The following is a 13,618-nucleotide window of genomic DNA, read 5'->3' on the forward strand; positions in this document are numbered from 1 at the left end:
TTATTCTCTTATTTCAATTCCACCTTGATGAGCGATGGATCGACTTCTTTAAGAAGCGAGAAATCATTGTATTCATTGAAAGCCGGCACCGATTTTACATTCCCTACACTGAGCAGATAGTCGCCGACCGGCTTACCGTTGCTCCCGTTTACATAGCTGTCGTCGACATCCATCGAATAGACGTTTCGTCCCATGATTTCGGTTAGCTCGGCTTCCGACAGATGGAGCTCAGGCGCGAGCAGCTTGATCGCGTCAGCACGATTGTTATTGATGTAATCGGTCGCTTTTTTGAGTGCACGCAGCACGGCTTTAATCGTTTCCGGGTTTTTTGCGAGGAAGTCGTCGGTGACCTGCATGGTCGTATGAACGCTCATCCACTTCACATCGCCCTTTTTATCCGGAAGCTCGCTTTTCGTACCGCTGAAGAGGAAATGGCCGCCTGACTGGATCGCTTTAGTGATGAACGGCTCCCAGGCGGCCATTGCGTCGATGTCGCCTTTCTGCAGTGCTGTCAGCGCGTCGCTTGGCGCAAGGTTTACATATTTGATCTTCTTCGCGTCGACACCTAGCTCCTTCGCCATGTTGTTGATCGCGATCATCACGTCGGCCCCGCTGGGGATACCGATCGTCTTTCCCTCGAGGTCCTTGGCGCTTGTCAGCTTCAGGTTTTTACCGCCGACCACCGCTTGGGTTCCGGCGATTTGAGCAAGCGGCGCAACGATTTTGACACCCACATTGTTCGATTTTAGAATGATGTCCATGAAGTTCGTTTGAATACTGACCGGCGCGCTTCCTCCGGCAACCATCGGACCGATATCCGGGCCGCTTTCGATAAGCTGGCTGGTGACGTCGAGCCCTTCCTCCTTGAAGTAGCCGAGCTTGTCGGCGATAATCTGCTGGGAGGAAATTTGCGCGTCGCGCACGCCGACGAGCGTGAGCTTGACAGTCTCCGGTTTTGCGGCGGACTCGGCCGCAGCAGGTGCTGGATCTGCTGCCGGTTCCGTCTTTGCCTTTGCGGCATCGTTCGTCTTCGGATCGGCAGGTCCATTCGCCGTCTCGTTCTTCGTACCGCATGCCGACAGCACCACGACAAGAAGCATTATGAAGGATAAAGCGAGCAGCCTTGCTTTGGATGAAGCGAATTTCTTGTTGGCATGGTTTCTCATGTAGGTAAATCCTCCCGGGTCCTAATGTTGTTATATTTTTTATTTCTCGACGGCAGAACGGATACCGTCCCCGCGCCAGCGTATCACCTTGCGCTCCAGCCGTTTTAACATGTACGAGAACAAGCTGTATTCGAGGCCGATCAACACGATCGCGACGAACATATTGGACATTTTGAAAAAGTTGCGGGCATCGACGATAATGTAGCCCAGACCGTCCTTCGCACCCATCATCTCCGATACGATCAGGGACGAGAACGCAAGCCCCAGGCTTACCTGCATGCCTACAAGCACATTGGGCAGCGCCGAAGGCAGCGTTACTTTGAAAAAAATGTGCCGCTGTGCAGCTCCCAGGCTGAGTGCCGAACGAATCAGCGCCGGCTGTACCGACTTCAAGCCATCCAGCGTGTAGGCCAGCATCGGAACGAAAGTCGTCCATGCGATAAGCAGCACCTTCGGAAATTCGCCGATTCCAAGCCAAATGATGAAGATCGGCAGAAGCGCAAGCGCCGGAATCGGCCCGATCAGATTCAATACAGGCCCGAGCCACTGCTCGACAATCGCAAAGCGGCTCATCCATACCGCTATCAGTAACGCTGCAGCCGTCCCGATCAGAAACCCTGCCGCGATCCTCCCGGTGCTGGATACAAGGCTGTCAAGAATGATGCCGGATTGCCACAAAGCCCATCCGTCAGTCGCAATTTCCGAAGGGGGCGGCAGGAACACCGGATTGAACCATTCCATGTAGTGGTTAGCCCGGCTCAAGAGCTCCCATAGAATAAAAAACAGTGCAATCGGTACCAGACCGTTCACTCTTTTGCCGGACCGCAGGCCAAGATACCGGTTCGAAGGGACTGCCGAGCCTTTGTCCGCCTTGGCCAGTTCTACAGGCGGCTTAAGCGTTGACGCCGGTTCCTTCATAACTATTGCTCACTCCTCTCCTAAGCGGGAAAGTACCTCAAACGCGTTACGATACGAGCGGGTGCTCCCTCAGCAGCATCTCCTCCAGCTGCTCCTTGATTTCGACCAGATGGGGCACCAGAAGCCTCCTGGGACGTTCATCCGCAATCTCAACGTCAGCTGCAATAGCGCCGTCCTTCATCACAATAATCCGGTCCGCCAGATGAATCGCTTCATCGATGCTGTGTGTTACGAACAGCACCATCGGTTTAAGCTTGAGCCAAATGCGGAGCAGCTCCATCTGCATCATTTCCCGAGTCAAGATGTCCAGCGCGCCGAACGGCTCATCCATGAGCAGTATGTCCGGCTCACCGGCCAGTGCGCGGGCAATGCCTACACGCTGCTTCATACCACCCGACAGCTGATGCGGATAGCTCGCCGCATAATCCGCCAAACCGACCAGTTTCAGAAAGTGCATCGCTTTCTCGCGCGCCGCTTTTTTGGAGCTTCCTTGGACCTCAGGCCCGAAGGCCACATTGTCGAGGACGTTAAACCAAGGAAACAGGGCATGCTCCTGAAAAACAAGTCCTCTTGTCTTCGACGGACCGTCGACCGGCTTTCCCATCACGGTGATTTCGCCCCTGTCCGGCCGAAGATATCCGGCAATCATATTAAGAACCGTCGATTTGCCGCAGCCGCTATGACCGAGAATGCATATAAACTGATGCGGATCGACCGAGAAGCTCACATCGTGCAGCACCTTTCTTCCGCCGTAACTTTTCTCCACGTTCCGCAGCTCCAATTTCATGCCGTTCACCGCTATACCACCTCTCTTCGAGTAAATGTTATGTTAATTAACATGATATCGAGATGATTCAGCCCTGTCATGGGTTAAACTAGCTAATTCTTGCTTGCGAAATTAGTTATTTCCAACAAACGGTTAAAGGTTTATACTATACATTATCAATTAGGTAAGTTCAGTGTCAGTTTATATAACAACATAGAGGTGATTTCGTGAAGCTATGTGAACTGCTTAAGCTGCCCAGCTATGAAGAAGCGGTCGTTACGGGAGGGAGGAACGGGCTTGACCGCACTGTACAATCGGTCAACATGATGGATGCTCCGGATATCATTGATTTTTTGAAACCGGATGAGCTTCTGCTGACTACCGCTTATGCGGTTAAAGACCAGCCGGATGCTCTTCTGGCGCTCGTAGCGAAGATGGCCGAGCACGGCTGCGCCGGTCTCGGGATCAAGACGAAGCGATTTTTGAGCGAGGTTCCTGCGGATGTAATCAAGCTGGCCGACGCGCTCTCCTTCCCGATCATCGAGCTTCCGCTCAAAAGGTCGCTAGGGGAGCTGTTGAACATTTCTCTCAACCATATTTTGGAGAAAAGAACGACGGAGCTGCGTTATGCGCTTCATACGCACAGGGCGTTCTCGCAGCTTGTTATGAAGGGCAAAGGAATTACGGCGATCCTGGAGTCGCTCGCCTCTCTGCTCGGCTGTCCGGCGATCATGCTTGACGACCGATTTGAGACGATCTCTTTTGCAAGGCTGCCGCAGACTAAGGAGAGAGACCTGCTTGTACAAAACGCCCGCGATGCCGTTCACAAGCTGGATCCTTCCTCAGAAGAGCCCGCCTCACTGACTATGCCGCAGCTTAAGGCTTCATGGCGCCACCTGACCGCTTATCCGATCATGACGACGCAGAAGCGTTCGTGGCTGCTCCTCTTCGCGCCGGTCTGGAATGAAGAGACGGTGGAGCATCTTGCGATAGAACAGGCTGTGAACGTGATGGAGTTCGAGCTGATGAAGCTGCAGGCCGTGAAGGAACGCTCGCGGAGGTATAAGAATGATTTTTTCGCGGATTGGGTGGAAGGGCGCGTGAACTCCGAGCAGGAACTGATGAACCGGGGAAGAAACTACGGCTTGACTGCGAAGTCCGTCTTTCAATGCATCGTATGCAAGAACGATTCCCAGCAGGCGGGAGCGAGGCAGCCGATTGTAACGGATGAACGGCTGCAAGCGGAACGCGATCATCTGTATTTCCATCTGAAACGGGCTTTTATACGCACCGGACTGCCTTTTATCCTGTTTAATAAAAATGACATGTTCGTTTTCGTGCTGACAGCGGCTGAGTCGACCTACGAATTTGAGAAAAAGCTGCTTAAGCATTTGGAGGATGTACAAAACGAGCTGCTCCAGAGCTTGAAATGTCCCTTCTCGTTCGGCGTCGGAAAGCCGTCGGAGCGTTCGATGGAGCTTCCAACCGTGTTTAAGGAAGCGCTGGAGGCGCTGCAGGCGGGTTATGCGGCGAATGAAAGCTGCTTTATCAGAACCTATCGGGCCAAGGATATGCTCGACCTTCTGCGGCGTATTCCCATGCCGGACCTTGAAGCGTTCTACAGCGATACGTTTCAGCAGCTGCTCGCGGCTGAGGAGAAGGACCGTCATGATCTGATGCAAACCTTGCGAATTTACGTGGAAAATGAAGGGCAAATCGCCGAAACGGCCAAACGGCTGTTTCTGCACCGCAACACGGTTATCTACCGACTCGACAAATGCGAGAAGCTCACGCGGCGCAATTTGAAGGACCCGAGCGACACCATCCGGATCCGCTTGGCTTTTCACATGGAGCCGCTGCTCTCATGAGCGGCTATTCGTTTAAGCTTGCGGCTGTATGCTCATCGCGCTGCTTCCTTGTCTTTTCTTTGAATTCTTCTTTAAACAGATCGGCCATTTCCGATTTGCTGCCGTACACATACAAAACATCGCCGCTCATCAGTTTGATCTTTTCCCTGTCCTTGCGGATCGTATCCCGCCCCCGTTTCACGAACAGCAAATTGATATCCCGCCCGCCTTCGAACAGCTCGCTGAAGCTCTTACCCGCATAGCCGGACTCGGAATGCAGCGGAATATCGACGAAGAGATCGTCCTCCTCCATCTGAAAGCTTTCCCGGACGGGCAGCTCCTGGAGCGCAAAGCTGTGATGAAGCCTATCATGAAGCCGTTTGCTCATATAACCGTTAACGGACGGGATGCGCATGGTTATGAGCGTTAGCGCAAGTACGACAGCGGTCCATAGAAGCTGATGCACATGGAAGCTTTGAGCCATTATGGCGCTGATGGATGAAATGGTGACCGCTAATGAAAACACGCCGAACAGTATGAGGAACATGCTTATTTTCCGCCGTACCGGGTGACGGAGAATGAGCTCCGACTCTTTCGTCGTAAATCCTGTACCCGTCATCATCGATATGACCTGAAAGCGCGAAATTTGACGCTGCAGCCCGGTGCTTCTCAGCAGGATGACTGCGATTTCGATAACCAGGAATATAATTACGAAATAAATAAGAATAAATAACAATCCCATGACATTTCCCCCGCCTTTATACCGCTTGTTGATAAGCGATATTACCCCGTTTGCGGAAAAAAATCGCACTGACGTATAAATCGGACTGATTTGGTAATCCTTAAATTATCGGCGTCGCGAGATGCCGTAGACAACCGCGGAGAAGACTTACGTTTCCCCATAAGCTCTTCGTCCGGTTTCTCCTCTCCCATGAAAGGGACCCCGAAAGGGGTCCCGAATTTTTTTGCGTTCAATTTTTCCGGAAGTCCCCCGGTCAACTCACCTTTTCTTCGCCGCTTACCCCTTTTCTCGTCTGCTTGATGAGCTGGTTCCCGTAAACCGCGAACGCGCCGCACAATATGCCCTGCAGTACGCTCCTCGGAGTTAGCCCTTGCATCCAGATAACGACGGCCACTGCAAATACCGTCACAAAATACACGATAGTCCAATCCGGAACTTTGGGTGTCTGCTTCAGGATATACCCGAGCACCCAGCAGCAAGCGACGACGATAAATAACTCCGGCTCAATCAGGCTGAAAATAGCTGTCCAATCCATTCGAATCATCCCCCTCCGGCAAATACCACCTATTCAATTATAATTGGATTTTTGTTCGTTTAAGCATATTTTTTTTGTTTCATCACCCTTCATTACGGGTAATAAAATTTATGGATGTTCAAAGAATCTGTCTTACTATTAACACTTCGCTTACAGCCTGGTGTTTCTTTTGGTATTTAAATAGACAGTCTGCCGCCATGTGTTTCACGCATAAAGTAAATGAGAGAACCACACGCCTGCGATAGGAGATGAGGAGCAATGAGTACTGCAAAAGCTTTTCGGTTAGTGTTTTTCGGTTTGATTTTCGCCGTCATCGCCATCGGTTTATTGCCGTTTCTGGTCGTATACAGCTGGAGCGATTTGTATGGAATTCAGGAATTACCCCAATCCAATTTTGTTGTTACATTCCTTCAAAAATTTTTCAAATAAGCCGCATTTAAGTGCAGCCGACTAAGTGAACGCCTATCCGCTCTCTCGCATACAATGTATAACGTTTTATCGTTATGCGAGAGGGTGATTCCCGAATGGAACTTCAGCTTCTGCCCCTTCATTGGGTTTACCTGTCATTTATCGTTTTCATTATGACGCTGCTGATCAAACGCCGTGATACGACCCTGCTGTGCGTGGCCGGCATATTTTCGCTCGGCCTGCTTGCAACTGAAACTCTAAGCGGGTCGGTCAGCGGAATTTTCAGCAGCTTTATTTATGCTACCAAAGAGCTTCTCGGCACGATATTCATCATTTCCATCATCGTCGCGATGAGCCGTATTTTGATTAAGACCGGCGTGAACGAAATGATGGTGCTGCCGCTGACCAAATTTATGCGTACGCCTGCTCTTGCCTTCTGGGGAATCGGTCTCATCATGATGGTAACGTCATGGTTTTTCTGGCCTTCCCCGGGCGTTGCACTCATTGGTGCGGTGCTGCTGCCTGTTGCGGTCAGGGTTGGGCTGCCTGCGCTTGGAGCGGCGATGGCTATGAATCTGTTTGGTCATGGTATTGCGTTATCGGGCGATTATATCATCCAAGGCGCCCCGAAGCTGACCGCAGATGCAGCGGGTCTGCCGGTGGCCGCCGTTATGGAAGCCAGCGTTCCCCTGGTAATCGTTATGGGCGTTGTAACTACCGCCGCGGCGTTCTGGATGATGCGCCGGGATATGAGAAATGGAACATGGAGAGACGGACTGGTGGCAGCCGGCAAGGAAGCGGAGAATGGCAAGCCTGATGTACAGAGTGATACTACCGAGCTTCCCCATAGAATGAAGCAGTGGCTGGCGGCGCTCATTCCACTGCTGTTTATCGTGGATGTCGCTGCCATGTTTTTGTTTCGTTTGCAAGGTGGAGATGCAACCGCTCTCATCGGGGGAACCGCCGTCATTATTTTAATGGCGGTTACGGTGCTTGCCCACGGGAACAAGGGTCTGGAGCAGACGACAGTCTATTTAATCGACGGCTTTCAATTTGGGTTTAAAGTGTTCGGCCCGGTGATTCCGATTGCCGCTTTCTTCTATTTGGGTGATTCCGCCTTTACGGAAATATTCGGCAAACCGCTTCCGGAAGGGTCGCATGGTATCGTTAACGATCTCGGCGTGGCGCTTGCCAATCATGTGCCGCTGAATCAGGCGGTGAGCGCAGTCACGTTAACCGTAACCGGTGCGATAACCGGACTTGACGGGTCCGGCTTCTCGGGTATCTCGCTGGCAGGCTCCATAGCGCAGTTGTTTGCGAGCGCAATCGGTTCGGGGGCTGCAACGCTGACGGCGCTCGGACAGGTGGCCGCGATCTGGGTCGGCGGCGGCACGCTTATTCCGTGGGCACTCATCCCGGCAGCGGCGATTTGCGGCGTCAGTCCGTTCGAGCTGGCACGACGCAATTTGAAGCCGGTGCTGATCGGTCTTGCCGTGACGACAATTACGGCTATGTTTATCATCTAACCTGCGGGAATATACGCAAAACAAAACCCGGTTACGGAACATGATTGTTCCGAAAACCGGGCTACTTTGAATCAGATTGAAATCGCCTACTAGGTACGCTCGCGGTTTCTGTTGCGCAGCCCGGCCAAACCAATAAGACCAAGCAAGCCAAGCCAGCCCCAATCCATGTCATTGTTATCGTTTGCCGCTGCAGTCCCTCTGTAGTTGTTGGCACCGTAAGTGTTCATGCCAGGAGCGGTTGCAGTTCCGTTGATACCAGCTCCGGTTCCTGTTCCAGTACCGGTTCCAGTGGTATAGGCGGTACCATGAGTTCCGACCAGATGCCCTTCAGCATGAGCCGGAATCAACAGCATAAGGGAAAGAACAGCACAGAAAAACATGCTAATAAGCTTTTTCACAAGTGAGACCTCCAATTTGGGTGCGTATTTGTGTTCACCTTTGGTTTCTCCTGTTCGAAAAGATTTTATTCATCGATAACCTGCATAAAATAAAACCCGGCCAAGGAACGAGAGTTCCCCGGCCGGGTTTATATGCTTCCTATTGCAGTCGGTTAAATCCGTAAAATCGATCCGCATTTTGCAGAAGCCGGAATTCGGTTTCTGCGGGGTCGTGCCCTTTAAGCCTGGCAATCGCGGCTGCAGCATCCTTAACCATGCAGGGCATTGTCGGCCTGCCGCTGAACGGTCCTTCAAACGGCCATGGCCCGTCGGTCTCCGTCATCATAAGCTCAACCGGGTAACGCCTGACCAGCTCCATAATTTCTTCTTCATATAAAACATCCGGTGTCACAGAGATAAAACACTCTTGGGCAATCAGCTTTGCCATCGTCTGAAACGAACCTTTAAACCAGTGAAAGTGCGCTCGCCTTACGCCGTGCTTTCCAATAAGATCACATGCCTTATCTGCATCGTCATAGACGGCATGAAGCACAATAGGACGGTCCAGTTCCGCGGCCAACGCGACAAACCTGTTTAATAGCTGAAGGTAAGGGCCTTCGTCAAAGAACCTCCCCTTCGCCTCCGCATCCTTGCGTGAATAATAAGGAAGCCCCACTTCACCGATCGCGAACGCCTCTCCGGCGTCATGACGCGTTCTTATCCACCGCACAAGCTCCTCCAGTCGATCTGCCGGCGGCAGCGGCTGCTCGGGGTGAAATCCATAGGCGGGCATCACCCGGCCCGGATAGCGGGCCGCCAGCTCCCGGTTAGACTTACAGGATTCGAGATGCATAGAGACGGCCACCACCGCCTGAACACCGTTCATGAAAGAACTGCGAAGCATCTCGTCGCGTTCCCCCGCGGCATACAAATCAGCATGAAGATGGCTGTCGATCCAACGCCCGACGGCCGGCTTCATTGAGCGGCCTTCTTCTTAAGTCCGGCATACGCCTCGGGCTCCGGCTTCAAAAGCTCATAGATTTCCCGCTTCATCGCATTAAAATCCGGATCGTTCCACAAGACTTCTCCATGCCGCGGACGCGAAAATGGTACAGCCAGCTCGCGCAGAACAACGGCCGGTGAGGCGGATAACACAATAATGCGGTCGGACAGCGTAATCGCCTCCTCAATGCTGTGCGTTACGAATAGGACCGAGCGCCTGTGTTCCTCCCACAACGACAAGAGCCATGTCTGCATATGCATGCGAGTCAATGCGTCCAGCGAGCCGAAAGGCTCATCCAGACACATTAGCGGCTGCGGCGACAGCAGCGCCCGCAGAAAGGATACGCGCTGCTGCATGCCGCCGGACAGCACATCCGGATACGCATTGGCCAGCCCGGCCAGACCGACGCGGTCCAGCCACTCCCGCGCCAATCTCTGCGCTTCCCTCCGGGCAATTCCGGCTATCGTCAATGTCAGTTCTATATTGCCCGATACGGTTAACCAGGGCATAAGGGCCGCCTGCTGAGGCATATAGGCGATTTGTCCCCGCTTCGCGTTCGCATCATATCCACTGATCCTGATAAATCCGGAGGTGGGCGTTTCCAATCCGCCGATCATATGAAACAAAGTCGTCTTCCCGCTCCCCGAAGGACCGATCAGGGATACGAATTCCCCTTCCCTGACATGGAACGAGATATCGGATAACACGGTCTTGGCAGCGCCGTCTTCGACGAATTTTTTCGATACCGCATTTACTTCTAGAGCAAGTCTCATCTTCCGGTCACTCTCCTCTCCCTGGGATTTGCCGGCCGCTGTTAACCAGCATGCGTTCAGCCAATGCGATCAAGCCGAAAAGCAGAAGGCTGAGAATGACGATAATGACGATTGCCGAGAACACGTTAGCAGTCTGCCAGCCCCGCTGAGAGACGAGCATGAAATTTCCCAGTCCCTCGCTGCCGCCGATTGACTCCGCATAAATTGCGCTGATGACACTATAGGAAGCTGCGATTTTCAGACCGGAGAACAAATAGCCGATTGCCCCCGGAAGCTCAAGCCGCCAAAATTGCTGCCGCTTCGATGCGCCTATCATTCGCATATAAGCGGCAAGCTTCGGGTCGCTCTGCGTCAGTCCGGTCAACATCGCCACAACGACAGGGAAGAAACAGACGAGCATTACAAGAATCACCCGCGGCATGATGCCGAAGCCGAACCAGACAACCAGGAGCGGGCCGAGCGCGATTATCGGAATATTTTGCGTCAGCACAAGCAGCGGATAAAAGCCGGCCTTCGCACCCGGAATAACATGCAGCAAGGCGGCGAGCACGAAGCCCGCCGCCGTACCTGCGGCAAAACCGAGGATCGTGACGCCCAGCGTTGCCAGTGTATGTTCCAGGAGCCGGGAAGCCTCCGACATCGTATTCCCCGCAATGACGAGCGGGGAAGGAAGCACATATTCATCGATTCCGAATAAGTCGACCGCCGCCTGCCATCCCGATATGAATACCGCGAAGACCGCAAGAGGAGGCCACAGTTTGCGAAATTTACCGCCCATCGGGATATTTCTCCAACAGCCTGTCCATGGATGCGCCGCTTTCGGGATTATAATATACTTTGATTTGCGATATTACCGATGGACAGCCCATTGATGTCATGGCCTCGTTCATCTCCTGAACGACAGCCATCAGCCGGCCCAGCTCGCCTTCCATCGTTGTTTCAAGCGGAGCAACCCGGTAAGGCACCCCGGAAGCCTTGATAATTTCGATCGCCCTGTCCACATAAGGTATGACGCTTTCCCCCCCAGGGGTATGCGGCAGGATCTGAATGCTCAGGAGTGCGTTAGCCAATTGCGACAATCCCCTTTCATCCTGTATATTTTAAGACTTATTTCGGCAAAAATTCATTCGTGAATGCTTTCCCGGCATCAAGCTTCTTGGTGAGCAGCTTGTGCTCAAGCATCCAATCTGCATAGTTCGACCACACTTCGGCCTTCTGCTCGCCCCAGCGCGCCGCATCGTCCTGATAGCGTGGGCTGAGCCATTTCTGACTGGCGCGCACCAGATCCGCATTCAAATCAGGCACGGCTTTGATCAATACCTCTGCCGCATCCTCCGGGTGCTTGATCGCATATTGGTAGCCTTCCGATGCCCCTGCAGTGAAGGCTTGTACGATGTCTTTATGTTCATTGATCATTTTCTCGCTCGTCTCAAGAACAGGAGTATAATAATCGAGCTTTTTGCTGTAATCCGTCAAATAAATCATGTTGATTTTTTCACCGCGCAGCTCGGCTTCAACGCCGGTCCAAGCATAGTAGATCCAGGCGAAATCAATATTTTTCTTTACCGCGGTGAAGAAATCGGCGTCGCCCATATTGACGATCTTCACTTTCTTGAAATCCGCCTTCTGCTCCTGCATCAGGGATTCGATGACAGCCGCTTCCGGTGGAGTGCCCCAGCCGCCGTATGTTTTGCCTTCGAAGTCTTTCGGTGATTTGATATTCTTGCTGGAAGGCGAGGCAAAGCCCGACGTGTTGTGCTGAATGACCGCCGCGATCGATACGAGCGGAACGCCGTTAATGCGAGCCTGTGTGACCCCTTCCTGGTAGCCTACGCCGAATTCGGCTGCACCGCTTGCTACCATTGTATCTGCGCCCGCTTCGCCGGACTGAACGATTTCCACATCGAGACCGTGATTTTTGAAAAAACCTTTATCCCGCGCAACGTACAGGCCGGTATGGTTCGTATTGGGCGTCCAATCGAGTACGACCTTTACTTTCGTTAGCGGCTTGTCCGCAGCTGGAGTGCCGCCGGCATTTGCACCGCTCTTATCGCCGCCTGGATTCGTATCCTTACTGCCGCTGCCCGAAGCGGCGTTGCTTTGAGTTTGTCCGCCTCCTTGTCCATCGTTCTTGGCACCGCATCCTGTCAGCGCGATCATAACGATCAGCACCGCAATCCCCCATTTGACCACAATCCCCCGTTTAGTTCCCAACACCTTGAAAAACTCCTCTCTATTTGTGCAAATCCCAATATGAACGACAACGATGATCTAACCTCTCCGGACAATAAAAAAAGCATCCCCGCTTCGGAAGACGCTTCGACGTAGCTCCGTAATTCCGGATACACGGGTCACTCCTTGTAAACAAGGAAAGAAAAACCCCGCAATTCCGGCTACAATGCGATTCCTACGCTGGCATTATCCAGATCAGGTCAAAGGGTCGGGATCGATCGTAAGGAATCCCCTCTCAGCCGGACTTCTCCAGCTCCCCATGATATTATTTCGTTTGTCGCTCCAACCATTATAGCAAATGCGGCCGGAAAAGACACTGATTATGAGCCTTAGATCTTCAATGTCATTTGTCTCATCATATTACGTGATGATTAATTCTTTTTCTTTCTGGCTATAAAACCCATTTTCGATGTTAATCCGAGTTCAATCAACAATTCGGTATATTCCTTATTGACACGAGTCAAAAAACCGTTCAACTTAGTTTGTATCTCACCGGAAACCCCTAGATTCATTGGAAACTTAAGGTTAGCCATGCCGTCTTCAGCATTAGCTTGCGGCCCGTCATTAATAAGCCAGTTCATATGGTTTATAAAATGATAATCCTGCGAAAAAAAAACTTCTCCATCCAGTCCCGCTTTGTCAAGCAATACCTCGAGACTTCTAACACTAAAGTAAAACAAATGCGCGCTGCGAAAATAGAACTTTTTATAATTCGGCAATGAATATGTTGAGAGCAAAATATCGTTTAAGTTCGGGACCTCGATATAAATTAGTCCGTCGTCTTTCAAATATTCTTTAAACTGTAACAAATATTCAAGGGGGTCATCTACGTGCTCCATCACCTGGAAGGAGCAAATAATATCAAATGATTTTCTTTTGAGCGGTGTCTCTGCCAAATAATCCGTGTATACCGGGCATCCGCAGATTTTTGAAGCAAATTGAGCCGACTCCTCATTTATTTCTATGCCGACCGCTTTGTTAACTTTATCCTTAACGTGAAATAGAAATTGTCCTGCCGAGCAGCCCACATCCAATAGTGCTTTATTTTTATTTAAAAAAGGCTCTATTCGCCGAACCCTTTCCTGTTGGAAGCCTACCGTGCTTCTAAACAAATCTTCTGCATTCGTATCTTGCAATAAATTCGGTTTATAGTCCTTCCTGTACACATTTTGGTAATAGTGTTTCAGTTCCGCATTATTCTTCATATGTTCGAGATAACCCAAATCACATGACGGGCAATAAAAGACGTTTTGCTTCTCCCCATGACGCAAACGGTCCGTTAATATTATTTCATTCGAAATACCGCATAATGGACAGTGCATGGG

15 protein-coding genes and 1 riboswitch are annotated in these 13,618 nt (G+C 51.6%); of the genes, 3 read left to right on the forward strand and 12 right to left on the reverse strand.

Features of this window, described 5'->3' with window-relative positions:
- Positions 1–8: 8 nt before the first annotated feature.
- The 3 genes from KZ483_RS18340 to KZ483_RS18350 form a co-directional block, all read right to left on the reverse strand.
- Complete coding sequence (locus KZ483_RS18340; RefSeq protein WP_220353527.1) at positions 9–1,100, reverse strand: ABC transporter substrate-binding protein; 1,092 nt, start codon at positions 1,098–1,100, stop codon at positions 9–11.
- 105 nt (positions 1,101–1,205) lie between these two features.
- Positions 1,206–2,084: an ABC transporter permease gene (locus tag KZ483_RS18345; protein WP_220348990.1), complete on the reverse strand. Its 879-nt coding sequence runs from the start codon at positions 2,082–2,084 to the stop codon at positions 1,206–1,208.
- A gap of 46 nt (positions 2,085–2,130) precedes the next feature.
- The gene (locus KZ483_RS18350; protein WP_220353528.1) at positions 2,131–2,871 is read right to left on the reverse strand and encodes an ABC transporter ATP-binding protein; all 741 of its coding nucleotides are present in this window, start codon (positions 2,869–2,871) and stop codon (positions 2,131–2,133) included.
- 206 nt (positions 2,872–3,077) lie between these two features.
- Between KZ483_RS18350 and KZ483_RS18355 the strand changes: the two genes are divergently transcribed.
- Positions 3,078–4,718, forward strand: coding sequence for a PucR family transcriptional regulator (locus KZ483_RS18355; RefSeq protein WP_220348992.1), 1,641 nt, complete (start codon positions 3,078–3,080; stop codon positions 4,716–4,718).
- A 4-nt stretch (positions 4,719–4,722) separates the two neighbouring features.
- On the opposite strand, the gene KZ483_RS18360 is transcribed toward KZ483_RS18355, so the two are convergent.
- Both KZ483_RS18360 and KZ483_RS18365 read right to left on the reverse strand, forming a co-directional pair.
- On the reverse strand, positions 4,723–5,439 hold the full coding sequence (locus tag KZ483_RS18360; RefSeq protein WP_220348994.1) for a TrkA C-terminal domain-containing protein: 717 nt from the start codon (positions 5,437–5,439) through the stop codon (positions 4,723–4,725).
- 253 nt (positions 5,440–5,692) lie between these two features.
- Entirely contained in the window at positions 5,693–5,974 is a 282-nt protein-coding gene (locus KZ483_RS18365) for a phage holin family protein (RefSeq protein ID WP_220348995.1), read from the reverse strand.
- Positions 5,975–6,232: 258 nt separating this feature from the next.
- On the opposite strand from KZ483_RS18365, the gene KZ483_RS18370 reads away from it, so the two are divergent.
- The gene (locus tag KZ483_RS18370) at positions 6,233–6,403 is read left to right on the forward strand and encodes a hypothetical protein (RefSeq protein ID WP_220348997.1); all 171 of its coding nucleotides are present in this window, start codon (positions 6,233–6,235) and stop codon (positions 6,401–6,403) included.
- A gap of 95 nt (positions 6,404–6,498) precedes the next feature.
- Positions 6,499–7,908, forward strand: coding sequence for a hypothetical protein (locus KZ483_RS18375; RefSeq protein WP_220348999.1), 1,410 nt, complete (start codon positions 6,499–6,501; stop codon positions 7,906–7,908).
- Positions 7,909–7,997: 89 nt separating this feature from the next.
- Here the strand turns inward: KZ483_RS18375 and KZ483_RS18380 are convergent, their stop codons facing one another.
- The 7 genes from KZ483_RS18380 to KZ483_RS18410 all read right to left on the reverse strand — a co-directional run bounded on the left by KZ483_RS18380 (position 7,998) and on the right by KZ483_RS18410 (position 13,615).
- Positions 7,998–8,306 carry a WGxxGxxG family protein gene (locus KZ483_RS18380; protein WP_258881322.1) on the reverse strand — a complete coding sequence of 103 codons (309 nt, stop codon included), beginning with the start codon at positions 8,304–8,306 and terminating at the stop codon, positions 7,998–8,000.
- A 139-nt stretch (positions 8,307–8,445) separates the two neighbouring features.
- A complete protein-coding gene (locus KZ483_RS18385; RefSeq protein WP_220349000.1) occupies positions 8,446–9,264 on the reverse strand; it encodes a TatD family hydrolase in 819 nt (272 codons plus the stop codon).
- Positions 9,261–10,061 (reverse strand): ABC transporter ATP-binding protein, encoded by an 801-nt coding sequence (locus KZ483_RS18390; protein ID WP_220349002.1) that lies wholly within the window; start codon positions 10,059–10,061, stop codon positions 9,261–9,263. Before KZ483_RS18390 ends, KZ483_RS18385 begins: the two co-directional genes overlap by 4 nt.
- A 7-nt stretch (positions 10,062–10,068) precedes the next feature.
- The gene (locus KZ483_RS18395; protein ID WP_220349003.1) at positions 10,069–10,839 is read right to left on the reverse strand and encodes an ABC transporter permease; all 771 of its coding nucleotides are present in this window, start codon (positions 10,837–10,839) and stop codon (positions 10,069–10,071) included.
- On the reverse strand, positions 10,829–11,131 hold the full coding sequence (locus KZ483_RS18400; protein WP_220349005.1) for a thiamine-binding protein: 303 nt from the start codon (positions 11,129–11,131) through the stop codon (positions 10,829–10,831). The genes KZ483_RS18395 and KZ483_RS18400 overlap by 11 nt, the downstream gene beginning before the upstream one ends.
- Positions 11,132–11,168: 37 nt before the next feature.
- Positions 11,169–12,221, reverse strand: a complete 1,053-nt coding sequence (locus KZ483_RS18405) for an ABC transporter substrate-binding protein (protein ID WP_220353530.1) — start codon at positions 12,219–12,221, stop codon at positions 11,169–11,171.
- A gap of 227 nt (positions 12,222–12,448) precedes the next feature.
- Positions 12,449–12,563, reverse strand: a riboswitch (TPP riboswitch).
- Positions 12,564–12,664: 101 nt separating this feature from the next.
- Complete coding sequence (locus KZ483_RS18410; RefSeq protein WP_220349007.1) at positions 12,665–13,615, reverse strand: class I SAM-dependent methyltransferase; 951 nt, start codon at positions 13,613–13,615, stop codon at positions 12,665–12,667.
- Positions 13,616–13,618: the final 3 nt, after the last annotated feature.

This window comes from Paenibacillus sp. sptzw28 (assembly GCF_019550795.1).
In the GTDB taxonomy this organism is placed as follows: Bacteria; Bacillota; Bacilli; order Paenibacillales; family Paenibacillaceae; genus Paenibacillus_Z.